The organism is Scytonema sp. HK-05 (genome assembly GCF_963872035.1).
Classification (GTDB): domain Bacteria; phylum Cyanobacteriota; class Cyanobacteriia; order Cyanobacteriales; family Nostocaceae; genus Kalymmatonema.
Genome location: NZ_CAWMYC010000159.1, coordinates 1 through 26,331, shown reverse-complemented (window position 1 = coordinate 26,331; position 26,331 = coordinate 1). Strand labels below are relative to the sequence as shown.

Annotated in this window: 15 protein-coding genes and 1 pseudogene; 8 read left to right on the top strand and 8 right to left on the bottom strand. The window is 45.8% G+C overall.

Annotated features, from left to right (window positions below):
* The first annotated feature begins 253 nt into the window (after positions 1-253).
* The 4 genes from AACT52_RS37330 to AACT52_RS37315 all read left to right on the top strand — a co-directional run bounded on the left by AACT52_RS37330 (position 254) and on the right by AACT52_RS37315 (position 8,152).
* Positions 254-553, top strand: a complete 300-nt coding sequence (locus tag AACT52_RS37330) for an SH3 domain-containing protein (RefSeq protein WP_073635299.1) — start codon at positions 254-256, stop codon at positions 551-553.
* Between the two features lie 282 nt (positions 554-835).
* Positions 836-3,061: a peptidase domain-containing ABC transporter gene (locus AACT52_RS37325; protein ID WP_073635298.1), complete on the top strand. Its 2,226-nt coding sequence runs from the start codon at positions 836-838 to the stop codon at positions 3,059-3,061.
* 106 nt (positions 3,062-3,167) lie between these two features.
* Positions 3,168-4,682: an HlyD family efflux transporter periplasmic adaptor subunit gene (locus tag AACT52_RS37320; RefSeq protein WP_073635306.1), complete on the top strand. Its 1,515-nt coding sequence runs from the start codon at positions 3,168-3,170 to the stop codon at positions 4,680-4,682.
* Positions 4,683-4,792: 110 nt separating this feature from the next.
* Positions 4,793-8,152 carry a two-partner secretion domain-containing protein gene (locus AACT52_RS37315; protein ID WP_083630746.1) on the top strand — a complete coding sequence of 1,120 codons (3,360 nt, stop codon included), beginning with the start codon at positions 4,793-4,795 and terminating at the stop codon, positions 8,150-8,152.
* A 564-nt stretch (positions 8,153-8,716) separates the two neighbouring features.
* On the opposite strand, the gene AACT52_RS37310 is transcribed toward AACT52_RS37315, so the two are convergent.
* Positions 8,717-9,889: an RNA-guided endonuclease InsQ/TnpB family protein gene (locus tag AACT52_RS37310; protein ID WP_073635296.1), complete on the bottom strand. Its 1,173-nt coding sequence runs from the start codon at positions 9,887-9,889 to the stop codon at positions 8,717-8,719.
* A 93-nt stretch (positions 9,890-9,982) separates the two neighbouring features.
* Between AACT52_RS37310 and AACT52_RS37305 the strand changes: the two genes are divergently transcribed.
* Complete coding sequence (locus tag AACT52_RS37305) at positions 9,983-10,123, top strand: hypothetical protein (protein ID WP_198941065.1); 141 nt, start codon at positions 9,983-9,985, stop codon at positions 10,121-10,123.
* A gap of 107 nt (positions 10,124-10,230) precedes the next feature.
* On the opposite strand, the pseudogene AACT52_RS37300 reads toward AACT52_RS37305, so the two are convergent.
* Together AACT52_RS37300 and AACT52_RS37295 are read right to left on the bottom strand one after the other, a co-directional pair.
* Positions 10,231-10,854, bottom strand: a pseudogene (locus AACT52_RS37300) (hypothetical protein); the annotation flags it as partial.
* 100 nt (positions 10,855-10,954) lie between these two features.
* On the bottom strand, positions 10,955-11,101 hold the full coding sequence (locus AACT52_RS37295; protein WP_445263942.1) for a hypothetical protein: 147 nt from the start codon (positions 11,099-11,101) through the stop codon (positions 10,955-10,957).
* A 447-nt stretch (positions 11,102-11,548) separates the two neighbouring features.
* Here AACT52_RS37295 and AACT52_RS37290 point away from each other — a divergent pair, with 447 nt between their 5' ends.
* From AACT52_RS37290 to AACT52_RS37280, 3 genes are all read left to right on the top strand, one after another.
* Positions 11,549-14,401 (top strand): two-partner secretion domain-containing protein, encoded by a 2,853-nt coding sequence (locus AACT52_RS37290; protein ID WP_083630745.1) that lies wholly within the window; start codon positions 11,549-11,551, stop codon positions 14,399-14,401.
* A 60-nt stretch (positions 14,402-14,461) separates the two neighbouring features.
* Positions 14,462-17,053 (top strand): CHAT domain-containing protein, encoded by a 2,592-nt coding sequence (locus tag AACT52_RS37285; RefSeq protein WP_073635294.1) that lies wholly within the window; start codon positions 14,462-14,464, stop codon positions 17,051-17,053.
* Positions 17,054-17,298: 245 nt separating this feature from the next.
* A complete protein-coding gene (locus tag AACT52_RS37280) occupies positions 17,299-20,388 on the top strand; it encodes a two-partner secretion domain-containing protein (RefSeq protein ID WP_158054934.1) in 3,090 nt (1,029 codons plus the stop codon).
* A 9-nt stretch (positions 20,389-20,397) separates the two neighbouring features.
* On the opposite strand, the gene AACT52_RS37275 is transcribed toward AACT52_RS37280, so the two are convergent.
* The 5 genes from AACT52_RS37275 to AACT52_RS37255 all read right to left on the bottom strand — a co-directional run bounded on the left by AACT52_RS37275 (position 20,398) and on the right by AACT52_RS37255 (position 25,697).
* On the bottom strand, positions 20,398-21,195 hold the full coding sequence (locus AACT52_RS37275) for a DUF928 domain-containing protein (protein ID WP_073635292.1): 798 nt from the start codon (positions 21,193-21,195) through the stop codon (positions 20,398-20,400).
* A 15-nt stretch (positions 21,196-21,210) separates the two neighbouring features.
* Complete coding sequence (locus AACT52_RS37270) at positions 21,211-23,577, bottom strand: CHASE2 domain-containing protein (RefSeq protein WP_073635291.1); 2,367 nt, start codon at positions 23,575-23,577, stop codon at positions 21,211-21,213.
* A gap of 22 nt (positions 23,578-23,599) precedes the next feature.
* On the bottom strand, positions 23,600-24,562 hold the full coding sequence (locus tag AACT52_RS37265) for a DUF1822 family protein (RefSeq protein WP_073635290.1): 963 nt from the start codon (positions 24,560-24,562) through the stop codon (positions 23,600-23,602).
* 34 nt (positions 24,563-24,596) lie between these two features.
* Positions 24,597-25,232 carry a hypothetical protein gene (locus AACT52_RS37260; RefSeq protein ID WP_073635289.1) on the bottom strand — a complete coding sequence of 212 codons (636 nt, stop codon included), beginning with the start codon at positions 25,230-25,232 and terminating at the stop codon, positions 24,597-24,599.
* Positions 25,233-25,424: 192 nt separating this feature from the next.
* Positions 25,425-25,697: a hypothetical protein gene (locus AACT52_RS37255; protein WP_143172962.1), complete on the bottom strand. Its 273-nt coding sequence runs from the start codon at positions 25,695-25,697 to the stop codon at positions 25,425-25,427.
* Between the last annotated feature and the right edge of the window lie 634 nt (positions 25,698-26,331).

Genomic DNA, 26,331 nt, shown 5'->3' with positions numbered 1-26,331 from the left:
AGTGTCCTGCACCATAGCGAAGAAGACTGTGGCGCGGCAAGCCTTGCGACGATCGCTAAACACGAAGGACGCATCTTTGCCATTAATTTCGTGAAGTAATGTTACAAGAACTAATGCCTTGTGTAAAACACAGACATAACTCTCCGAGTAATAGGTAGCAACTCAAAACAACAAGTTTTGTGCTTGCAAACCAAAACGACAGTTCCTGAAGGAACGACACAGAACAATTCACACTTAATTTAAGGAGAAAACGATGAACACCATTGAACACGAACCCCTGTTCACCGACTTGACGCCCGAACAAGCGGCAATCCTCGAAGGAGGCGTCGAGACTTACTGCCCGTACACGACCCAAGGTGTCACCAGCCGGTTGAACATTCGTTCTGGTCCCGGCACCCAGTACGACGTCGTCGATCATTGGAATCCTGGCGAGGTCAAGTACCTGCAATCACCAGCCATCCTGAGCGACGGGTTCCGCGCGTTCGATTCGTCGCGGGATCAGTGGGTGTCAAGGCAATACATCAAGCCAGCGCAGGGTCGGTGTCTAATCTAGTAAAGAAGACAAGCTGAAAGCACTGCGGGGCTACGAGTCAAGCTGAATAACGTCCATCGTGCGATCAGCTTTGCTGGCTCCCTGCTGGAGCATCGCAGCGAAAGCAGCAGTAGCCAAACGCTTAGCAGTCTATCGGACAAGTTGAACACCCGCTCCAGTCGGGGCAAACGCCCCGGTTCCCTTCTTCCCCTCCATCATCCAGTTTCAACCAATTTGTTGTACGCTAGCCCCCCTTTGCAGGGGGGTTGGGGGGGATTTGTTGCTCCTAATGAGTAAAATATCATGCGATATCAAAGTGTACTCCAACACAGTGAAGAAGACTGCGGTGCTGCCTGCCTTGCTACTGTTGCCAAACACTACGGACGCACCTTTGCCATCAGTAGGGTTCGGGAAGCAGTCGGCACCGGGTCGCGGGGAACCTCCCTGCTGGGGTTAAGACGGGGTGCAGAAGCCTTAGGATTTAATGCCCGCCAAGTCAAAGCCTCTCCGCAACTGCTTGACCAATTACATAAAGCCCCCCTGCCAGCCATCATTCACTGGAAAGGCTATCACTGGGTCGTTTTATACGGGCAAAAAGGAAAAAAATACGTGATTTCCGATCCAGGCGTTGGCATCCGTTACCTCACCCGCTCGGAATTAATCAACGGTTGGGGCAATGGCGTAATGCTGCTGCTAGAGGCAGACGACAGCCGTTTTTATCAACAACCAGAAGATAAAATAGGCGGCTTTGGGCGTTATCTGGTGCGCGTCTGGCCCTATCGCGCCATTCTCATCCAAGCCATTGCAATCAACATCGCGATCGGACTGCTCTCCCTCGCCACCCCCTTGATGATGCAACTGCTCACCGATGACGTGCTCGTGCGGGGAGATACCCAACTGCTAACGACAGTGGCAATTGGGGTCATTGCCATGAACTTATTTAGAAGTGCCATAGGTTTGGTACAATCTCACCTGATTGGTCACTTTGGTCAGCGGCTGCAATTAGGACTCATCCTGGAATACGGGCGAAAACTCCTGCACTTGCCCCTCTCATATTTTGAAGGACGGCGCAGTGGGGAAGTCGTTAGCCGCATTGCCGATGTTCATGCCATCAATGCCCTAGTTTCTCAAATTGTCCTCGGTTTACCCAGCCAATTTTTTATCGCCTTGGTTTCCTTGGGCTTTATGCTGTTCTACAGTTGGGGACTCACTCTGGCTTCCTTTGCCGCCTTTGTGATTGTTACGGCAGTTAACCTGCTTTTTCTCCCCGCCTTGCGCCAGAAAACCCGCAGCCAAATTGTCTTAAGCACAGAAAACCAAGGCTTTCTCGTTGAAACTTTTCGCGGTGTCCAAGTTCTTAAAACTACCCAAGCGACTCCCCAAGCATGGCAAGAGTATCAGAGCAATTTTGGTCGTCTTGCTAACTTGGGCTGGACTACGATGAAGTTGGGGCTTTACAGCAGCACAATCACTGGTATTCTTTCCAGTTTGACTAGTATTGCATTGCTGTGGTTAGGCAGCTATTTAGTGATTAATCGTACCTTAAGCATTGGTCAGCTGCTAGCTTTTAACGGTATGAGTGGCAACTTTCTTGGCTTCCTGGGTTCAGCTATTGGGTTAGTTGATGAGTTTATCACTGCCCAGATTGTCATCCAACGCCTGACAGAAGTCATCGATGCTACCCCGGAAGACGAAAACGACTTCAAGAAGCCAGAGGCAGAAATTCCCGGTAATGCAGATATTACCTGCACCAACCTCAACTTTCACCATGCTGGTAGAGTTGACCTGCTTTCTGATTTTTCCCTAACTATGACTGGCGGTCAAGTGATTGCCCTGATTGGGAAATCTGGCTGTGGCAAAAGTACCCTCGCCAAAATGATTGCTGGTTTATATTCTCCGCAGTCTGGTAATATCCGCTATGGCATCTATAACCAGCAAGACCTCTCTTTGGAATGTCTGCGACAGCAGGTGGTTCTAGTACCTCAAGAACCTCATTTCTGGAGTCGCTCAATTATTGACAACTTCCGCTTCAGCTATCCCCACATATCTTTTGAGCAAATTGTCAGGGCTTGCCAGATTGCTGGTGCGGATGAGTTTATCAGTAAACTGCCCGACAAGTATCAAACCGTTTTAGGAGAATTTGGCGCAAATCTCTCTGGAGGTCAAAAGCAAAGATTAGCCATAGCAAGAGCCATAGTGACTGAACCGCCGATACTTATTTTAGATGAATCCACTGGCGCTCTCGACCCGGTGAGTGAAGCGCAAGTGCTAGATAAATTGCTGTATTATCGACAGGGTAAAACCACAATTATGATTAGCCACCGCCCAAAAGTGATCGGTCGAGCCGATTGGATTGTACTGCTTGAGGAAGGGCGTTTGAAAATCTCTGGCACTCCACAGGAGCTACGGCTTGTTCCTGGTGACCACTTAGACTTTTTAGACGACTTTGCCTTATCAACGAATGGTTTGCTGGTGAAATCCTCCCCCAAATCTGAATCTAACGGCAAATCTCCTGCAATCAGAAAATAAAATTATCTTTTGCAGTGAGCATGTACCCGGATTATCAATTATCAGTTTTTTGGTCACTGCGGCTGGTACTGTTCACTGGTCACTGTTCACTGTTCACTGTTTTAATATGCTTAGTCACTTCAACTCACCAGACTCTCTTCCAATTATTGAAGAAAACGAATTTCTACCACCAATTAGTCGTTGGACTACTTTTGGTGGACTGGTTATGCTAACTGCTGTGGCTCTTGCTCTTGCTGTTGCTTCTGTAACTAAATATAAAGTCACCGTTAAAGCACAAGCGAACATCCGTCCTGCTGGTGAATTGCGGATTGTTCAAGCTGCCACAGAAGGTCCAGTGATGCGCGTCTCGGTGAAAGAGAATCAAGTTGTCAAAAAAGGAGATATTATTGCCACTATCGACGGCAGTCGCCTTCAAACCAAAAAGAGCCAACTGCAAAGCAACATCCAGCAGTCTCGGTTACAACTGGTTCAACTCAACGCCCAAATTAGTGCCACGAATAGCCAAATAACAGCCGAAACTGACCGCTTCAACCGCCTTGTCGCTGCCGCTGAAGCTGAATTGAGTGGTCGCACTCGCGAATATCAAGATAAAAAAATTACCACCACTGCTGATGTCGAAGAAGCGGAGGCAAACGTCAGAATAGCCCAGAAGGAATTGCAAAAAGCTTTTGCAGAGTTAAAATCAACTCAAGCGAACTTAGGGGCAACAGTTGCCACCTTAGCAGCAGCCGAGTCAAAGCGAAACCGATATCAAAAAGTAGCCAAACAAGGAGCGCTTTCTCAAGACCAATTTGAGGAAGCACAACTGGCTGTTGACCAGCAAGAACAAGCGGTAGAAGGGCAAAAAGCAGCAATTGAGGCGCAAAAACAAACAATTTCGCGGCTACAACAAGCAATCTCGGCAGCCATTGCTAGAAGGCAACGCGCTTCTTCTGCCCTTAATCCTAGTAACGCAGAAGTTGCGATCGCCGAATCACGCATTGCCCAAGAAAAAGCCAGCCTTAAAGCCAACGAAGCTTCTTTAGACAAACAACGCAAGGCTCTCATCCAGCAACAAATTGAAATTCAGCAAACAATTGAGCGCGACATCCGTGAACTCCAACAAGTGAAAATTGACCTTAGCCAAACCGTCATTACTGCTACAGCTGATGGTATAATCTCTAAGCTCAACCTGCGAAATCCTGGTCAAACTGTGCGCCCAGGAGAGGAAATAGCACAGATAGTCCCTAGTGATGCTCCCTTGGTCGTCAAGGCAGCGGTGGCATCTGAGGAAAAAAGCAAGTTGAAAGAAGGTCAAAAAGTACTTCTGCGGGTTTCTTCCTGTCCCTATCCAGATTACGGCACTCTTAAAGGTCAGGTCAAAACGATTTCCCCAGATGCTTTCGTCCCTCAAGCCAATGGTGCGACTGCAGCTGCCCCGACAACAGGTACAAGTCAAAAGGCAGTTGGTGTCGGTGCTTTCTATGAGGTCACAATTGAGCCAGAAAGCCTATCTTTACATCAAGGCAAAAAACAGTGTTCTGTCCAATTGGGGATGGAGGGCACAGCTGATATTATTTCCAAAGAAGAGACTGTACTGCAATTCTTTCTCAGGAAAGCAAGGCTAATCGCAGACTTGTAGGGTTGTTGATGAATTAGGCTCTTGGAAACTGCAGCGATTAGTTGTAATGTTTGGTAGGGTCAATGCGATAGCTGGTTAAGAAGTAAACAAGTGCTTCTAATGGGGGTGCAATGTCTGGAATGACTGTATGCTGGTGGCGTTGGCATTGGAAATTGGCGCTAGCGAGTTGGTTGGCAATTGGTGGTGCATACGCCTCCTTTGGAGATTGCGCTGTTGCCCAAATTACGCCCGATAGCACTCTACCCAATAATTCCAGTGTCAGAACGCAGGACAACATCAGAATTATTTCAGGTGGAACCAAAGCAGGAAGCAACTTGTTCCACAGCTTTAGCGAGTTTTCTGTTCCGAATGGCGGCACAGCTTTCTTTAATAATGCTCTTGATATTGAGAACATCATCAGCCGGGTAACGGGTAAGTCTATTTCTAATATTGATGGGTTAATTCGTGCTAATGGGACAGCTAATCTGTTTCTGATTAATCCCAATGGGATTGTTTTTGGACAAAATGCGCGGTTGAACATTGGTGGTTCGTTTGTAGCCACTACAGCGTCGGCGATTCAATTTGGCAATCAAGGTTTTTTCAGTGCTGACAATCCGAATACTCCACCACTGCTGACGGTCAATCCTTCCGCTTTACTATTTAACCAAATTCGTGCCGCATCTATCCAAAATAACTCAATAGCGGACTCTGGTTTAAATCCATCTTCTGAGTTTACAGCAACGGGTTTACGCGTACCAGATGGCAAGAGTTTGCTGTTGGTAGGCGGTGATATCAATATAGATGGTGGAGGTTTGTATGCTTTTGGTGGGCGAGTCGAGTTAGGTGGGTTAGCTGGTGCGGGAAGAGTTGGGTTGAATGGGGATGGTAATAATCTGAGCTTGAGTTTTCCCGATAATGTAGAAAGAAGCGATGTTTTCCTTAGCAATAGCGCAGTTGTAAATGTTCGTGCTGGCAATGGTGGTAGTATCGCGGTTAATGCCCGGAATTTAGAGATGACGGCAGAGAGTTCCCTGTCTGCAGGCATAGAGAGTAGACTGGGTTCTAGTAATACTAAGGCGGGAAATATTGAGGTTAATGCAACTGGAGTAATTAATCTTAACAACGGGAGTCGCATTGCTAATGATGTGCGACCAGAAGGAAATGGACAGGGAGGCGATGTCAATATCAGTGCTAGCACGTTACAAGTTTCGGGTGGGGCACAGGTAGGTGCTGTTACATTTGGTGAGGGGAAGGGGGGAAATTTAACGGTTAATGCCCAAGATGTACAAACGATTAGTAGAAGCGTTGATAATCGGGTAGCCAGTGGTTTGTTCACTTCTGCAGAGCGAAACTCAACAGGGGATGCGGGAGACTTGACAATTAAAACTAATACCTTGCTAGTGCGAGATGGGGCACAGGTGGCTGCTAGCACATTTGGTGCGGGCAAGGGAGGTTCTTTGAGGGTTGATGCCCAAGATGTGCAACTGATTGGTACAAACGCTGATAGTCAATTTCCCAGTCGCTTGGGTGCTGATGCACAGCCAAACTCAACAGGGGATGGGCGTTCTTTGACGATTAAAACTAATACTTTGCTAGTGCGAGATGGAGCACAAGTGGGAACTGGTACATTTGGTAAGGGCAATGGGGGAAATTTGAGCGTTGATGCCCAAGACGTGCAAGTGATTGGTACAAGCGCTGATAATCGGGTTGCCAGTACCTTGAGTGCTTCTGCAAATCGAAACTCAACAGGGGATGCGGGAAATCTTACGGTCAAAACTAATACCTTGCTAGTGCGAGATGGAGCACAAGTGGGAACTGGTACATTTGGTAAGGGCAAGGGGGGAAATTTGAGCGTTGATGCCCAAGATGTGCAAGTAATTGGTGAAAGCGCTGATAATCGGCTTGGCAGTGGCTTGTTTGTTTCCGCAGCGCAAAACTCAACAGGGAATGCGGGAGATCTTACGGTCAAAACTAATACCTTGCTCGTGCAAAATGGGGCACAGGTGAATGCTAGCACTCTCGGTGCGGGCAAGGGAGGAAATTTGACGATCAAAACTAATACCTTGCTAGTGCAAAATGGGGCACAGGTAAGTGCTGGTACATTTGGTAAAGGCAAAGGGGGAAATTTGACCGTTGATGCCCAAGATGTGCAACTGATTGGTAGAAGCGCCGATGATCAATTTGCCAGTGATTTGTCTACTTCTGCACAGCGAAACTCAACAGGGAGTGCGGGAGATCTTACGGTCAGAACTAATACTTTGCTAGTGCGAGATGGGGCACAGATAGTTACTGGTACATTTGGTGCGGGCAAGGGGGGAAATTTGAGCGTTGATGCCCAAGACGTGCAAGTGATTGGTACAAGCGCTGATAATCGGGTTGCCAGTGGTTTGTTTACTTCTGCAAATCGAAACTCAACAGGGGATGCGGGAAATTTGACGATCAAAACTAATACCTTGCTAGCGCGAGATGGGGCACAAGTGGGTACTGGTACATTTGGTTCGGGCAAGGGGGGTTCTTTGAGTGTTGATGCTAAAGATGTGCAACTGATTGGTAGAAGTGCTGATAATCAGCGTGTCACTGGCTTGTTTGCTTCCGCACAGCCAAACTCAACAGGGGATGCGGGAAATTTGACGATCAAAACTAATACCTTACTCGTTCAAGATGGGGCAAGAGTAGCCGTACAGAGTTCCGGAACAGGAACCGCAGGCAACATGACAGTAAATGCTCGCTCCATCCGTTTAGACAACGATGTTTTACTCACCGCCAACACACAAAGCGCTAAAGTTGACCCGAATACGGAACAGGCGACAATTAACATCAACTCACAAGATTTAATAATGCGTCGCAATAGCAACATCAGAACCAACGCAACAGGAGAAAATGTCATCGGTGGCAACATCAACATTGATACAGACGTGTTAGCGGCATTTGAAAATAGCGATATCAGCGCCAATTCTGCTAACTTTCGTGGAGGTCAGGTTAGAATCAAGACCCAAGGCATCTTTGGCATCCAGTCCCGGAAAGAGCCTTCTTCTCAAACAAGTGACATCACCGCCACAGGGGCAAGCCCAGAGTTAAGTGGCACAGTAGAAATCAACACCCCCGATATTGACCCTAATACTGGCTTAGTCAACTTGCCAGCCGTACCAGTTGATACCAGGGTGGCACAGGGCTGTACTGCAGGTGGCAACGAGGCTAAAAGCAGTTTTATCATCACTGGACGCGGCGGCTTGCCTCCTAATCCCGGCGAAGCCCTTAGCACTGATGCAGTTCAAGTAGATTTGATAACTCTCAATTCTGAAGTGGCTCAACCCTCTACGACCGCAGTTTCCACAACTCCCACTAGCCCCACACCACCTCCTATCGTAGAAGCTACTGGTTGGGTGGTTGATGCCAACGGCGATATAATTCTCACAGCGAATGCGCCCACCGTCACGCCCCATAATTCCTGGCAAACTCCAACTAAGTGCAGTGCGCCCAAACCTTCTTAAGAATATTTGACACTCTCCGCCCTATAAGTGCGGAGATTCTTGGTTCTTCGACACACCTTAAAATTATCTAGCCGCTGGCAATACTTAAACCAAATACCCGTATAGCAATACCAAGTATCGAGCCTAATTTAGATAACCCCAGAGGGCTTGTCTCCCCAAGCGTTAAGGTACTTACCGAGAGTGCCTGATTAAGCGTGTTCCTCCCTTTTCCCTACGTTCCCGTATGCCCTACGGTACGTTGTTTTGGCTTGTGCCTATTTTTTAATTTTTCTGGTATCGGTACTCGGAAGAAGTCCATGCGTTTTTAAAGAGGTTGTTCGCTCCTCATGTATCAGCATCGCTTTACGTGGTTGGGTTTATGGCAGTACCCACGAATCCTGCCCGTGCTGAGCTACATTCCTATTATATCCAAGATTGTGGAAAAAGCCGTCAAACGAAGGACGGGGCTTGTATCCCATTCTTTTGGTCATAAGAAGCTTTGCTTGTATAACTCTGAAACTAGCGTGACATACTCCCAACACGCTCACGGAGTACCGTTACAGTGTGGGCTCAAGAGCGACTCCTCTATGAGGACATTGACTGAGCTTTAAGACCGGATGCCCCTCGGTTCTTTATATTTATTGCCGCGTTTAGATCTCTGCATAAACTGGCATGACAAAGGGGACAGTTATGCATCCTCTGAGATAGCGGTTTTTTTACTTTATGCCCACAACTAGAGCATTCTTGACTTGTTCCATTTGGGTTTACAGCTATAACTTTCAGACCAGCATTCTCGGCTTTGTTTGAAAGAATATTTATAAACTGCCCCCATCCAGCGTCATTGACGCTTTTACCTAGTCGTGTCTTGGTAAGCCCTTTGATATTCAACTTTTCAACAGCTACAACATCATATCTATTGAGTAGTGTTTTTGCTGTTTTAAAGTGAAAGTCTTTCCGAGTGTCAGCAACCTTTTTGTGTTGACTACCTAGTTTTTTTATTGCTTTCTTACGACGGATAGAGCCTTTTTTTCTTCTAGAAACTCTACGTTGTGCTGATTTTAATTTACGCTCAGATGAACGTAAAAACTTAGGCGCTATAATCCTTTCGTTGTCCGAAGTAACAAGAAAATCAATTAATCCTACATCAATGCCTACAATATTATCACTGTCAAAATCGGGTTTAATTGTAGGAACTGTCTTGTCATCCAAACTCAAAGTCACATAGTAACCATCTGCTTTTTTCGTGATTGACGCGGTCTTAATATCGAATCCGTCTGGTATCGGACGATGAACAGTGACTTTTATGTCACCAATTTTGGACAGTGTAATTTTATTGTTAGTAAGGTGATGGCGTTTAAAACTTGGATAGGTAAACGTTTTATATTGACCCTGTCCTTTAAACCGTGGACGACCTGATTTTTTCCCATTACAATCACCCTTCAGCCACCTATCAAAAGTTATTTCAACTTTTTTAGGAACTTCTTGGAGGACTTGAGAGTGAATTTCTTTGTACCAAGGACGATCTTTTTTAAGTTGAACCAAAGACGCTTTTTGAGTAGAATAATTGGGATTTTCCTTTAAGTCTGGAAGATGGCATATCAAAGGACATCTATCAATTGAGCAACGATTTTGTTCGTACCAGTCAAATCTTTGAGCCAACAAATAATTATATTGATATCGCAACATCTCAAGAGTCTTATCAATTTTTTCTCTTTGTTCTTTGTTCGGCTTCAATTTGTACTGATATGAAGTTCTCATTTGCTTTTACGAGCGTTTCGACCTATCGTTATGATAACATCAAAATGTATCCATTGTGTAACCATCATGAAGGATAAGCAATTAAGGTTGAGAATGAGTGAACGCCGATACAATAAGTTAAAGTTATATGCTCAAGAAAAAGATAAGACAATGACTCAAGTTGTAGACGAGTTGATCGACTCGTTACCCCAGACAGAGAGTGGCAATTCCTCACCGACCAACATTGCTCCTTGAGCGTTGCTCAAGTTTACTCGTCGGTCAATTCGTCATTGCCCCGCCATTCATGCCGTCGCTAAACGGAGTACGTTATAGCGCGGGGCTTCTGTCGGAGCCAGCTAACTTAAGTTATTTCTGGACACTTGGGTTAAGCTGTTGTGTTGAGTGTAATACAAGTACTTAACAAAGTGATAAACCAGTAGAGGTAGATTGCGTGTTGGTCTCAAGCAATGCTCTTCTAAACTGGCAAATAGTAGGACATTCCGTAGTTGTGTATCTGTTGTCAATTTAGAGATACAAGTTATTTGTTGTTGTATATAGTTATCACTTTGCAATATTTCTTGGAGTACTTCTTGCAATACATCCAGCATTGTACGCTGGTGCTCGCGACTCATGGCTACCCAAGTCTGAATTTTATTTCGATGTGTCACTGCACTCCCTAAGCGAATGATCAGGTTACGATAAGCATCTTCTCGCTCCTTCCCTAAGTAGCGTTGATGTAAAATACGATAGCGATATTCCATCACTTGAACAGCGATATCCAGATCCTTAGAGTCAAGCAGATCAAACCGCTCTAGGTAGCTTCCCAAAAGCCAGCGAATAATACTTTCCTTAGAAGCCACACTTTGTTGTGGACACTCCGCATCCAGTCGCTTACGCCAATATTGTGCGAGTTTTTCTGCAACCGTTGCTGTAGTGAAATTGTACTCCTCAAAAGTATATTTTAAAGTTGGCATAACAATCTCCACTTAGTATCAAAGTTTTTAATTAACTGCTTTCAATTAGCTACATTCTTTCGGCTTCAGCAATACAGGTTTTACACAAGACTCGCCATTTCTTCACAAAGCTTCACCTTCCTGCGTAAATTTTGGAGTGCGATTGGGCAAAGCCCAGTGCCGGAGGCGATCGCACCCCCACTCCCCACTGCCCAGTACGTGATAGGCGGGTGAGCAACAAATGGGTATATCGGGCGCGACTGTCTTTACGTTGAAGCAATCGCAAGCCTGACTTTTCACGTTATGTGGAAAAGGTCATTTTGACGTTTTCTCCAGCCCTTGTTTTTTCGTTGGCTATTATCAATAGCTTAAAGTTATTGATAATAAGCCTGTGGAAAAAGTAACGTAATTTCCTTGGTTAAGGATTTACCGTGAAAAGTCAGATCGCAAGCAGTGGTTAGCGTTAAAGCAGACTTAGTGGCGTTGTGAAAACTGCTTGAGTATTTGAAAAATTAATAACTATTTATATTTCAACCCAAGAGAAATCTTGGGTTTATTTTTTGGAAACTTTTGGAAAAGAGCGGCGTTGAGGTGAGCCGAACAAGCCGTATTGTAACCATTTGTAACTATCTCTGGCAATCCTACGATTTTCTCCCTATTTATTCTGTATCCAGAGTAAAGTGTAGTCCGTTTAACAACTGTTTCTTTATCAAGGCAAGTTTACCAGATGATTACTAGCTGGAAGAATTGGGGCAGTCAATTGGCGCTGGCGAGTTGCGTAATCGTTGGAGGAGCGATCGCCTCCTTTGGAGATTGCGCTGTTGCCCAAATTACCCCCGATGGCACTCTACCCAATAATTCCAGTGTCAGAACACAGGATAACATCAGAATCATTGAGGGTGGAACGCAAGCTGGAAGCAACTTGTTTCACAGTTTTCAGGAGTTTTCTGTCCTCACTGGTGGCACTGCTTTCTTCAATAATGCTGCGGATATTCAGAACATTATTAGCCGGGTAACGGGTGGGTCAGTTTCCAAGATTGATGGTTTGATTCGTGCTAATGGCAATGCCAACCTATTTCTAATTAATCCGAATGGAATTGTATTTGGTGCAAATGCCAGCTTAAATGTTGGTGCTTCGTTTGTGGCGAGTACAGCGAATGCACTGCAATTTGGAAATCTCGGATTTTTTAGCGCTACTGATAAAAATATCCCTTCACCGTTGTTAACTATTAATCCTTCAGCATTGCTGTTTAATCAGATTAATCAAAACGCAGCGATTCAAAATAACTCAGTAGCACCCACCGCAACAGATCCAGTAGGCTTTGACGTGTTTGGTTTACGAGTACCAGATGGTAAAAGTTTACTGCTGGTGGGTGGTAACGTCAGCATGGATGGGGGACAATTAAATGCTTATGGTGGACGAGTTGAGTTAGGAGGATTGGGCGAACCTGGTAGTGTAGCGCTGGATGTAAATGGCGATAATCTCAGCTTGAGATTTCCTGAGAATGTTGCGCGAGCAGAGGTATCCCTCACCAATCAAGCAGGTATATATGTAACTGGGGCTGGTGGCGGTGATATTGCAGTCAATGCCAGGAATCTAGAGATTTTAGGAGGAAGTGTCCTAAGTGCTGGTATTGGGGAAGGTTTGGGGACACCTGAAACTGTTGCGGGAGATATTACGCTTAATGCTACCGGGGAAATCAAAGTTGCTGGTGCTGGTAGGAGCATAGTTCGCAATCTTGTGCGCTTGGGGTCACAAGGCAATGGGGGTAATGTTACTATCAATTCTGGTTCTTTCTCATTACAAGATCGCGCTCAACTTTCTGCCTCAACATTGGGACAAGGGAATGCGGGGAATGTGACAGTGCGTGCAAAAGATTCTGTTTCCCTTGCAGATGTTTCCATCCTCAGCACGGTGGAAGCAGGGGGTGTAGGTAAAGGTGGCAATATCGACATCAATGCGGCAACACTATCACTAATTGATGGCGCTCAACTGCTAACCATTACTCGTAGGGCATCTGCTACCCAGCCAGCAGGACGGGGGGATGCGGGGAATGTCAATGTGAAAGTGACTGGCGCTGTTAATATTGCTGGGGAGAAAAACGGTTTCGTCAGTTTGATTCGCAGCCGAGTGGAAACGGGGACAGTTGGCAATGTGGGTAATATTACTATCGATTCTGGTTCATTCTCATTACGAGATGACACTGTACTTTCTGCCTCAACATTTGGACAAGGGAATGCAGGGAATGTGACAGTGAGTGCAAAAGATGCTATTTCCCTTGCTGGTAATGCTTTGATCCTCAGCACGGTGGAAGCAGGAGGTGTAGGTAAAGGTGGCAATATCGACATCAATGCGGCAACACTATCACTAATTGATGGCGCTCAACTGCAAACTCTTACTCGTGGTGGTGCATCTAATACCCAGCCAGCAGGACGGGGGGATGCGGGGAATGTCAATGTGAAAGTGACTGGCGCTGTTAATATTGCTGGGGAGAAAAACCGTTTTCCCAGTGGGATTAGCAGTCGGGTGGAAACGGGGACAGTTGGCAATGGAGGTAACATTACTATCGATTCTGGTTCATTCTCATTACGAGATGGCGCTCTACTTACTGCCTCAACCCGTGGACAAGGGAATGCAGGCGCAATTAAAGTTAATGCTGCTGCTAAAGTCACCATTTCTGGCAAAAGTTCTAACTATAACAGTGGCTTGTTCGTTTTCTCCCAAAGTACGACGGGTACTACTGGAGATATTATCGTCACCTCACCTAGAGTTACCCTAGATAACAGTGGCACACTCGACGCCCAATCTGCATCGGGTAACGGTGGCAACATCAACTTACAAACTGATTTACTCCTTCTGCGTCATGGCGCTCAAATCTCTACCACCGCAGGCAGGGCACAAGCTGGTGGTAATGGTGGCAATATCACCATCAATGCCCGGTCGGGCTTCATCGTTGCCGGAGCAAGGGAAAATAACGACATCACCGCTAATGCGTATAGTGGCAGTGGAGGGAGAGTCACAATTAACGCTACTGGCATTTATGGTATGACAGTGCGTACTCGAGAAGACTTAGTGAAGCTGCTAGGAACTAACTTAGATCCTCAACGGCTACCAACGAATGACATCACAGCAATTTCCCAGACAAGTCCTACTTTAAGCGGTACTGTAACTGTCAACACCCCAAATGTTGACCCCAACAGTGGATTAGTCAACCTGCCAGCCGTACCAGTTGATACCCAAGTAGCACAGGGCTGTACTGCGGGTAGCTCTATAGCTAAAAGCCAATTTACAATCACCGGACGCGGTGGCTTGCCTCCTAATCCTGGCGAAGCCCTCAACACTGATGCAGTACAGGTAGATTTGATAACTCTCAACTCTGAAGTGGCTCAACGCTCCACTCCAGCAGTTTCTACAAATTCCACTAGCCCAACATCAGCTCGTATAGTAGAAGCTACTGGTTGGGTGATTGATGCTGATGGCAACGTGGTACTTACAGCAAATGCATCCACTGTCACGCCCCATAATTCCTGGCAGAAAACAGCGGATTGCCGTGCGTTCAATCAGCAGCCAGGAGGTTGATGAGCGCAAATTGCACTGTTCATTTTAAAGGAAAGACGCAGCACGAGTGAGGGCAACAACATGGCAAGAAAAAAATTTAGATTCCGCAGAATCAAACGCCTTTTAAGCGTACTGCTATTTCTGGCTATGTTCTTGGGCGCGGGGTTATTGCCGCCCACCTTCGCCCAAATGACTGCGGAAAACTCCATTGTTCAAAGCTTACCCGATGCCCAAAACTTGGTGGAACAAGGGAGAAAACTTTATGAAGCCGAACGGTTCACTGAAGCCGTTGCGGCATGGCAACAGGCTATCTCTGCGTTCAAAGCTAATGGGGATGTACGAAGACTTGCCATGACACTGGGCAATCTATCATTAGCTTATCAGCAACTAGGACAGTGGACTCAAGCTGAAAGTGCGATCGCCCAAAGCCTCAACATATTACAAACCGCACAAAATATAGATACTAAAGACCGCTCACAAATCCTCGCCCAAGCCTTAGATATCAAAGGTCGCCTACAGTTGGCTCAAAGCAAAGCTGAAGATGCCTTAAATACTTGGCGACTGTCACTTGACATTTACGAAAAAATAGGAGATAATAACGCAGCAATTCGTAACCGCATAAACCAAGCGCAAGCTTTGCAAGCCTTGGGATTTTATCGTCAAGCAGAGAAAACGTTAGACGAAAGTACCAAGCTCCTTGAAAAACAACCCAACTCCCCTCTTAAAGTCACAGGACTGCGTAGTCTCGGCAACGTCGTGCAAGTCACGGGTGATTTAGAAACATCTCGGCAGATATTGCAGCAAAGTTTGGCAATAGCTTCATCATTGCCAGATAAGCAAGCAATAGGTGATATTTTACTCAGTTTAGGCAATACAGCCCGCGCCCAACAAGATGTCCCAGCAGCTATAGAATTCTACCAACAAGCTGCCAACGCTACCACCTCACCGACCACCCGCATTCAAGCTCAAGTCAATCAACTAAGACTACTGCTGGAAACTGAGAAATTACCAGCTTTCCAAGCGTTATCGTCCCAAATCCAAACTCAGCTTCCCAACTTACCCGTTAGTCGCACGGCAATCTCTGCGCGCATCAACTTTGCCCAAAGTCTAACGCAATTCAGAAAAAATACCACTGCAGATAGTTCCTCATGGTTGGATATTGCCCAACTACTGTCAACTGCTATTGAGCAAGCCAGAAGCCTGCAAGATAAACGCACAGAATCCTATGCTCTTGGTGTCCTGGGTGGGGTGTATGAACATACCCAGCAGAAATCTGATGCACAAAACCTTACCCAGCAAGCCTTAGTGATGGCTGAAAATATTGATGCTAAGGACATTGCTTATCGATGGCTATGGCAACTGGGACGTTTGCTGAAAGCGAAGGGAGATATAGAAGGAGCTACCGCAGCTTACACAGAAGCAGTTAGTAACCTCCAAGCCCTCCGCAGCGATTTAGTTGCTGTCAATCCTGCGGTTAAATTTTCCTTTCGAGAGGAAGTTGAACCAGTTTATCGACAGTTAGTTGATTTACTTTTGCAATCTCAGGGCAACTCCCAACTTAAATCAGAAAATATCGAAAAAGCCAGCAAGACAATAGAATTGCTGCAAGTAGCAGAACTAGACAACTTTTTTCGGAACACCTGTTTGAATGCTCAAATCCGTAATTTCAAAGAAGACCCAACAGTAGCAGTTATTTATCCATTTATTTTACCAGACCGACTAGAGGTCATCCTCCAGTTGCCGCAACAGCGTTGGTTGCACTACACTACCGCTGTAGGTAAAGAGGAAGTGGAAACGACTTTAAAACAACTACAAGAAAATATAACAAAGCCCCACACGCTGCGACAGGTTCAGTCTTTGTCTCAAAAGGTGTATAACTGGTTGATTAAACCTGCGGAAGCAGCCTTGGCTGAAAGTAAGATCCCGACTTTGGTGTTTGTGCTGGATGGTTTCTTGCGGAATGTCCCGATGGCGGCTCTTTACGACGGCAAAGAGTATTTGATTGAGAAGTATAGCATTGCACTCACGCCCGGTCTGCAACTGATTGAACCCAAACCATTGCAGAAAGAATTAAAGGCAATAGCCGCAGGATTAACTGAACCAAGTTCCGGATTTTCTGCACTACCCAACGTGAAGCGTGAATTAGAGCAAATCCGCTCTCAGGTTCCCAGCAGCATACTTCTGAATCAAGAATTTACCAGCAAAGCTCTGCAAAACCGGATTAATTCTCTACCTTTTCCAGTCGTTCATCTTGCAACTCATGGTCAGTTTAGCTCCAAAGCTGAGGAGACATTTATTGTCGCTTGGGATGATGAGCGCATTTATGTCAAGAAGTTCAATGAGTTAGTGCGAACTCTAGAACAAAACAGACCCGAAGCGATTGAATTGCTTATCCTAAGTGCCTGTCAAACAGCTGCTGGGGACGAGCAGGCTGCACTGGGAATTGCTGGTGTCGCTTTTCAGGCGGGAGCACGCAGTACCATCGCTTCTCTGTGGAACTTGGATGATGAGTCCACCGCCGTGTTGATGAGTCAATTTTACCAAGAGTTAGCCAACAAAAAGCTGACTAAAGCTGAAGTACTCCGTCGCGCCCAGTTGGCTCTTTTACAGAATCCTAAATATAAACGTCCTAGGTTTTGGGCACCCTACGTTTTGCTAGGGAATTGGCTCTGATGTTATATCTGGTTGAATACCCGTGGATTGCAGCGGCGTGAAGCACCAGTGCTAAAAAGCGCATCTACCTGGTAATACATTGATGAAGTTTTGTAAAAAAATGGTGGCTTTTGTGTAAAATTCCCGTGCCTGAAACTGAGAATTGGGCAGAGGTTACTTCGACCATCAGTAAACCCATATTAGTGGTGTGACATAAACACGGGTTGAGCAACTGTTGTTTCCTAGAGGGGGATGCTATGTCCAAGATGAGTACTCGTTGGGGCTGGTTCTTAAGGATTGTGATAGGTGGTGCAAGCATTTTCTCTGCAAATTGTGCTCTTGCTCAAATTACGCCCGATAGCACTCTACCTAATAATTCCAGCGTTACAAGGGAGGGTAATACCTTCAATATCACTGAAGGAACCCAAGCAGGTGGCAACTTGTTCCACAGCTTTGGGGAGTTTTCTGTTCCTACTGGCGGCACCGCTTTCTTTAATAATGCTGTGGATATTCAGAACATTATTAGCCGGGTAACGGGTGGGTCAGTTTCTAATATTGATGGGTTAATTCGCGCTAATGGCACAGCTAACCTATTTTTGATAAATCCAAATGGGATTATTTTTGGGCGTAATGCTTCACTGAATATTGGTGGTTCTTTTGTAGCGAGTACAGCTAATGCGATTCAATTTGGCAATCAAGGTTTTTTCAGTGCGTCAAATCCAGAAAGTTCTTCATCCCTGCTGACGGTCAATCCTTCCGCTTTACTATTTAACCAAATTCGTGCCGCATCCATCGAAAATAACTCAGTTGCAGATTCCGGTTTAAATCCATCTTCTGCGTTTACAGCAACGGGCTTACGCGTACCAGATGGTAAGAGTTTGCTATTGGTAGGCGGTGATATCAGTATGAATGGTGGAGGTTTGTATGCCTTTGGTGGGCGAGTTGAGTTAGGTGGGTTAGCAGGCGCGGGAACAGTTGGATTGAATGAGAATGGTAATAACTTGAGTTTGAGTTTTCCCAATAGTGTAGAAAGAAGTGATGTTTCCCTTAGCAATCACGCTCAAGTAGATGTGACTGCTAGCGATGGTGGAAGTATCGCGGTTAATGCCCGGAATTTAGAGATAACAGAAGAGAGTGAACTGTTTGCAGGCATAGAGAGTGGGCTGGGTTCTGATAAGAGTAAAGCGGGAAATATTGAGGTTAATGCAACAGGAGCAATAAACCTTAACAATAAGAGTTCCATTGCTAATCAGGTGCTAGAAGAAGCAAGCGGACAGGGAGGCGATGTCAATATCAGTGCTAGCACGTTGCGAGTTGAGGGTGGGGCACAGGTTGGTGCTGCCACGTTTGGTGTGGGCAAGGGGGGAAATTTGAGAGTTGATGCCCAAGATGTGCAACTGGTTGGTGAATCAGCCGATGGTCGGGGTAGCGGCTTGTTTGCTTCCGCAGAGCCAAACTCAACAGGAGATGCAGGAGATTTAACAATTAAAACTAATACCTTGGTAGTGGGAGATGGGGCACAGGTAGGTACTGGTACATTTGGTGCGGGCAAGGGGGGTTCTTTGAGCGTTGATGCTCAAGACGTGCAACTGATTGGTACAAGCGCTGATGGTCAGGGTAGGAGTGGCTTGTTTGCTTCCGCAGAGCCAAACTCAACAGGGGATGCGGGTGATTTGACTGTTAAAACTAATACCTTGCTCGCCCGAGATGGGGCACAGGTACTTACTGCTACATTGGGTTCGGGTAAGGGGGGTTCTTTGAGCGTTGATGCCCAAAACGTGCAACTGATTGGTAGCGAAAGTATCTTGGGTACTTCCACATTGGGTTCGGGCAAGGGGGGAAATTTGACCGTTAATGCCCAAGACGTGCAAATAGACAGTGGCTTGTTTGCTTCCACAGCAAACTCAACAGGGGATGCAGGTAATTTGACGATTAAAACTAATACCCTGTTAGTGCGAGATGGGGCACAGGTGAGTGTTGCTACATTTGCTAAGGGTAAGGGCGGGAATTTGACGGTGAATGCCCAAGATGTGCAACTGATTGGTCCAAGCGCCAATAGTCAAGCTAGGAGTGGTTTATTCGCTTCTACACAGCCAAACTCAACAGGGGATGCGGGAGATTTAACGATTAAAACTAATACCTTGCTAGTGAGAGATGGGGCACAGGTAGGTACTGATACATTTGGTAGGGGCAAGGGGGGAAATTTGACGGTTGATGCCCAAGATATACAACTAATTGGTAAGTCATCTGATGGTCAGATTGCCACTAAATTAAGTGCTTCCGCAAACTCAACAGGTGATGCGGGAGATTTAACGATTAAAACTAACATCTTGCAAGTCAAAGATGGGGCACAGGTGGGTGTTCCTACCTTTGGTTCAGGCAAGGGGGGAAATTTGACCATTGATGCCCAAAACGTGCAACTGATTGGTAGAAGTGCCGATGGTCAGACTAGAAGTGGTTTGTATGCTTCCGCACAGCGAAACTCAACAGGGAATGCGGATTCTTTGACGATTAAAACTAATACCTTGCTTGTTCAAGATGGGGCAGTAGTAACCGTGAATAGTTTGGGAACAGGAACCGCAGGCAACATGACATTAAATGCTCGCTCTATCCGTTTAGACAATGACGCCTTGCTTACCGCTAATACACAAAGTACTAAAATTGACCCCCATCGGGAACAGGCGACAATTAACATTAACTCACGAGATTTGATTATGCGTCGTGGCAGTAACATCAGAACTGACGCCACAGGGGAAAACGTCATCGGCGGTAACATCAATATTGACACTGATTTCCTCGTCGCCGTGGAAAACAGTGACATTAGCGCCAATTCTGCTAACTTCCGTGGTGGAAATGTGCGAATTACCGCTCAAGGTATTTTTGGGACACAATTTCGGGATGCTCCCACTCCCTTGAGTGACATCACCGCTACTGGCTCAAGTCCTGAGTTCAATGGCAATGTAGAAATCATTACACCCGACATTGACCCGAACAGTGGCTTAGTGAACTTGCCATCAGTACCAGTTGATACTGAAGTAGCACAAAGCTGTACTGCGGGTAGCTCTATCGCTAAAAGCAGTTTTATCATCACTGGACGCGGCGGCTTACCCCCTAACCCAGGTGAAGCCCTCAGCACTGATGCCGTTCAAGTAGATTTGATTACTCTCAATCCAAGCAGCGATCGCCCCAATAGTCCATCTGTTACCAGCAAAACAACTACCGCCGTACCAGAACGCATTGTAGAAGCGACTGGTTGGATAATCAACGAAAAAGGGGAAGTCGTCCTCATAGCAAATTCTCCCACCACCACACCCCATAGTCCTTGGTTTAACCCTGCATCTTGCAGAGCAAGTTAACATTGGACTTCACTGCTGGCTCTCTAGGTTGCAGCACTCCACTTTTGGTTCAGTTGCAAAATCATTCAAACCAACAGATTGCAACAGCGCAGCCCAAGAAGTCTCTTGCGGTTGGGTGCGACGCAATTGGGCAGCAGCGCTCAGTGCTTCATACCAAATACCCGACGCAGCATAAAGGGTTACGCGCTGGCTTGGTGTCGCTTTTTCCAATTGAGTTTTCAACGCAGAGTTCAATTGCTCCCGTCTTACATACCCTTCAACATCAGCAATAATTTGATTATCCTTCTTACAGTAGATGTTAAAATACCAACGATACCTCTTACCAATCTCCAAAGGTGCTGCTTTTGATGGCAAACTCAGGTTCACTACTCCTGGTGTCCCTGTCAAAGAAGTTTTGTAAATAGTCTGATTTTGTGCTTCATCTTCTAGCACAAACTCTCCATAAGCAAAGGACGACGAATAAGGAACATAGAACGAGAAACTAGGATGCTCGGCAATTGTTGCTGCAAACACCAATTCTGACTTTGAATAAACAGGTACTAAGGCTGTGAACCGCTTTTGAGCAACAGAAGTCACGGGCTTATTCACGTCTCCTCCACAGCCACGGCTACCTGCTTCTGCTCGCTTACCTGGTTCCCCGATGTCCGGTGGTGGGGGCGGCGCAGCAAAAATCAATGATTGGTTGAATTGTCCCTTGGAGTTTCCAGGCTGTGCCTGCACTTGTGTATAGCTAACGAGTGTTAAATTGATAAGTGTTAAAAAACTAATGGCGAGGGAAAGTTGAATCTTTTGCACAGACAATTTCATCTTTTTTATGATGCCTCAAGTTGTAAAAATCAATTGTCGCTGACTTTGGGGTGAAGTGAGGTAAATCACTACAGCGCCGCCAGTCACTACTAAAACTAAGGCTGACGGAACGAGGGGAACCCAAATACCTTGGCAAAAGAGAATAAAGCAAAGAACGTATAAAACGCCTATTGCACCTCCACCTGCTAGTATGAGATGTCGTCCTGACCCATAGCGCCAAGCAATTGCTCCTCCAACGACCGACCAACCCCAAACCCACAACACTTCACCCCAAACAGGCAATACTGATATCAAAGGTCGCCCATCTTTCACCGCACTCACAAGCTGACTCACCATCTGTGCTTGCAGAATGACCCCTGGTATTTCCAGGGAAAAACCCTGCCCAGTCATGTAAGGGGTAGGACTATAATCACGGAAGCTTGGGGCAGTGGTACCAATGAGGACAATTCGGTCTTTGACTTGTTCCGGGTTGACCTTACCCCTAAGAACATCTGTAAGCGTGACTGTGGGGGCAATTTCTAAAGGAGAATCTTGGTAAGAGCGGTAATTGAGCAATATTTGATAGCCCTCTGTATCTAATTGTTGATATCCACTCATGTGAGACCGCAACCGCTTAAATACGACGTTGCCTAGCTGCAAATCCCCTTGGGGAGTGTATTTGGCAGAAATCCCCTCCTTCTCTAGGTAGTGGAATGCCAGTTGGGCGTTAAGGGCGTAGCGTGCAGTACACGGGGATGTTGGGTCTGCTGGTTGCATTGCCAATAAATGACGACGCACAACACCGTCTGGATCTGGGACAATATCACTAAATCCTTGGCGTTCTTTTGGAATTTCCTTTGGAGGTGAAGTTCCCTGATGGTTTTGTGTGCGATCGCTCACTTTACAAATCGCAAAGAAGTTATCAGCAGTTTGCAGACGAGTGACTAAAGCAGCCTGGTTGGGATTTACTGTCCAAGGACGATAAATATCCAAGCCAATGGTTCGCGGTTGGAACTGTGCGAGTTTTTCCAACAGCCGCGCCAGTGCTGTATCTGAGAGCGACCCTTTTCCTTGTTGCTGTTCTTTTAGTTTCAAATCATCTTCGGTGACAGTGACTATCAGCAGGCGCGAATCTTGCTTTTCCTGTGGACGCGATCGCCAAGCGAGTAAAGGGCGAGACGGCGATCGCATAAGTCTGTCATAAGCCTGCAACTCCCATGTTTGCAATCCTCCTTGGTGTCTTATCCCTAGTACGCCAGCAGTTACCAGCAGGCTCAAAAGTAGCAAGGTTCCGAGGTGACGAGTATTGAAAAACCATCGGGACTTTGACCAAGTCATTGGTACTACGGCAGGATGTTCGCAAATGACTGGCAACCAAGTAGCACCTGGATATTCCTTTTCTATTCCTTTGAGCCTTTCTCTGGCAATGCGAACTGCAGCATATATAGACTGTCCTGATGAAAAAACCTCCAGAAAATACTTTAAAAATTTTTGAGCCACCTTGTCTGGCACTGGCTCCCGCATGACAATAATTTGCGGAATCTGCAAATCTTGTAGTTCTTTTGCTAATCCCAACCCATCACAGGAGTTGAAAATCGCTAATTGCAACCCCTTAGCAACAGCATTTCTCAGGGCATATCTGAGTTCATCAATTGTTAATTTATCTGTCTCATTAATATAGATGCAACCAGTGTCACCCTCACTCTTGCTATGACCAGCGAAGAATAAGATGTTCCAGGGTTGTTTCCACAACTCATCGTTGATGTCTTGACGTTGAGGCTTTACTAAAAAAGTCGTAGCAGCTCCTGGTAATTTTTCTAGTAACTGGCGGTCTTGCTTCACATCAATACCGTCACTATCGCCCAAAATCGCCAAAATTCTGATTTTATTTCTATGTGCGGATGTCTGCAATGCAGTTGCTGCCACTTGTTCTGATTGTGGAACGCTCAAGGCGACTTCAGCTTTTGGGTAATCCTGATCCACCAAATCCCATAAATGCCAGGGAAGTTTCTTGAGCTGCAAACAAGGAGTGCGAATCAATACCCTTACTTCGTCCTCTGGCATTAAGTGTTTGAGCCATTTTTCCCGCACAGGACGAAAAGACTCTGACAGCAACCAGTTATTCAGGTGCTTACGCAACTCATTAGTTAAGTTGTCGCACTCCTCGCGTCGCTGGGAGATGGAACCATCGTAAACAATTTTTTTGGCTTTGATGCGGGTAAATTTCCACAGACTACCATAGGTTGACTGCCACTGATCAAGGGAAGTTGCCATATCTGGATTTGGAGGCAGCTGTCCGGAGATTTCTGTACTGGGGCGAAAGCCTTCTTCCCCAATCTCCAGCGTCACCCGCACTCCCACCTCTAAATCGCCATCTAACTTTAGAACAACTAACTTTCTCATTGGCAGCACCTCTATATTCGCTTCAGATGACAAAATCTTCTATAGTGCTGACATCTCCCAGAGCGAGTTTAACACTGAAACGTTCTCCTATCTCGCAACTAAACTCCAATTGAATATTCTTATTGCTGCTTCTAGTTTGGGCTTCCATGACAGATGCTCCATCACAATCCAACAATGTCAAATGGAGATTTGGTGGCAAATAATTTTCTTTGCTTGTGGGATGTACTTCCACGATAACGTCCATTTCCTGCTCATTGTCTGGAGTGAGAGTAACGACTAGAACGACGGCTTGCTGGGTCAAAAGTTTTCCCAAATCAATCAACTTGCCCCTGCTAACCAAATCGCCCTTAGTACTTCTAACGCTACTAGCTACATAGGCTGGTTGAGTGCGTAAGAGAGATTCAATTTCTTGCCACCCAGCATCAAAAATATTCTCAAACCATTGCTTCAAGTTGACCAAATTATTATTTACTTTGAGCGAATCATCAGCTAATTTGGCTGTATTTAATTGAGTGAGGTATTCTAAATAATCCAGTAAATCTTCCAAAGAATGCAGTTGACTGATTGATAATACATCATTTGATACTTCCTTGACAAATCCTAGCAACTTTGCCTCTCGAAATGATTTACTAATTTGCACAGCCACATAGCCGATTCGGTTTGACTGTGCTTCGGGTGGTACATAGACAAACTGTTCCCCTTCCAATACCGGACGACATTCTAAGGAGCCTAAATTTTTTAGCGACAAATCAGCTACGTCCATAAGTAAATGCTGCACTGCGTTCCAACTGTCACTCGCTTCCAAGTCTGTCTCGAACCCCATGCATTGTAGATATGAATTCACAAAAGATACAGATAAAGTATTGAGACGGACTTGTTCGCCTTTCTCAGGCGTGGCTTGTTGTCTACATAACTGTTCTGCTCGCCGCCTTGCATCCGGTGATATAGGTCCTGCAAACGTTAAAAAACCTGTTTTGTTGCTCATAATTTTTTGACCACCCGGTTAAATCATATGAAATCTACAAATATTGTCTTAATATAGGAGCAAATTTTTTCACGCATCTTTGATAAAAATTATGTAATGATGAGATTCCAATTCGCCATTCGGCTGAGATGTCTTTCCAGGAAATTCCCGAATACCTTCGTCTAGCTATTTCTTGAAAATTTGCTTCCGGATGACCTTTTATATGCTCTTTGATAAAAATTCCTTCTGGGTCAGATTCTATACATTGAATGATTTGTTCATACAAAGACGTAGATTCAGAGTCGGAAATATTTTCTATGTGAGACTTGTCTAAACTTATTTCATTTTCTTGTCCTACAATTACGGGTATAGCCTCTGGAAAAAAGCGTTTAGTGAGTAGCATATTCACCCAAGTCATGACTTCGCCCCGTTCTGAGTCATATTTGCTAATATTGTCATCTCGACAAATATAAAAGAATAGACTTTGTACCGCTTCTTCATAAATATCTTGATAAAGTCGTTGAAATTGACCGCTATAGGGACGAATAAGTTTACCTGACAGCCAAATGGCATCAACCAGCTGTGTTAAAGCCATCCGTCGCTCCTTGGTTGCTTGTGGGTGTCGTTGGGCAAGGAGCGCTAATTCTTTAAGTTGTACATCTAGCTGTTTTCTCAACGAGTCGTTTGTCATAAAAGACCTCGAATGTCATTGCACCGAGTTGCGCTCTATATTTCTCAGCTAGAAAGCCCGACTTTTACACAAACTATTGTTGATTGTTACAAAACTTTTCATTTAGTCCCGATCTGAGGCGTCTATCTGTAGGCGCAGCTACTCCCTTCGGTGGTCTAAGATTACCTATAGTGATTTACTCCTCTCTCTGTGTCAACCGACACTTTCCTCAACGGGACGGCAGTTGCTATCTCCTAAGCCCTTCGGGCACGCTGCGCGAACGGAGACGCTGCGCGAACAACGGGGGGAACCCCAACGCCAGTTACCTGCGGAGGGAAACCCTCCTTCAGTACTGGCTCCGCAACGCACTGCCGAACTTCGTTCCGCTCCGCTAACGGGAACCCCCCTTCGGGTATGCCTACGGCACGCCTGACGGCGAACGCCAGTTGCCTGCGGAGGGAAACCCTCCTGCAGCACTGGTCTCACCGCACGGAAGTGTCCTCCTCTGCGGCTCTGCGGTTAAAAAATAGGTATTCTTCTGGCGGTTCGGGAGTAACTCATATCGTGTCCGGTTAAAGACTTATGATTAGGGCGTTGACATCTCCCTGACCTAAAGGTACAGGGATTCTTGGTTCACAGACGTGCCTTAAAACTACTTATCTCTTGCGAGCAATCCTTAAACCAAAAACCCGTTCAATAGAACCAAGCTTTGAGCCTAACTTAAATAGTCCCAGAGGGCTTCATCTCCACAAGCTTTAAGAGTCGCCTCTTGACTTCCGTGTGCCCCACGGTATCTTCATTTTTAATTAGTTTCTTTTTCTGGTTGATTTCGTTAGAAACCTTAGCTGTTTATCGAGTTTTCGCTGCTCGTCGCCCCTACAATTCATGCCTAAAAGTGTGTCTAACCGAGCAAGCTCAAGGTTCTCTGTTTCACGATGGCAAAGGAGTTTCACCTCGGCTTGTCAATTTTAACACGTTTTGACTAAAGCCGTCCTAGAAGGACGGGGCTTTAAACCCCATTTTTCGGTAAGAACCCGGAGTAAGGTACACCAAAGAAATAATGAACCACAGATGGACACAGATGGACACAGATAAATAATTACTTCATTCAATTGAGTTG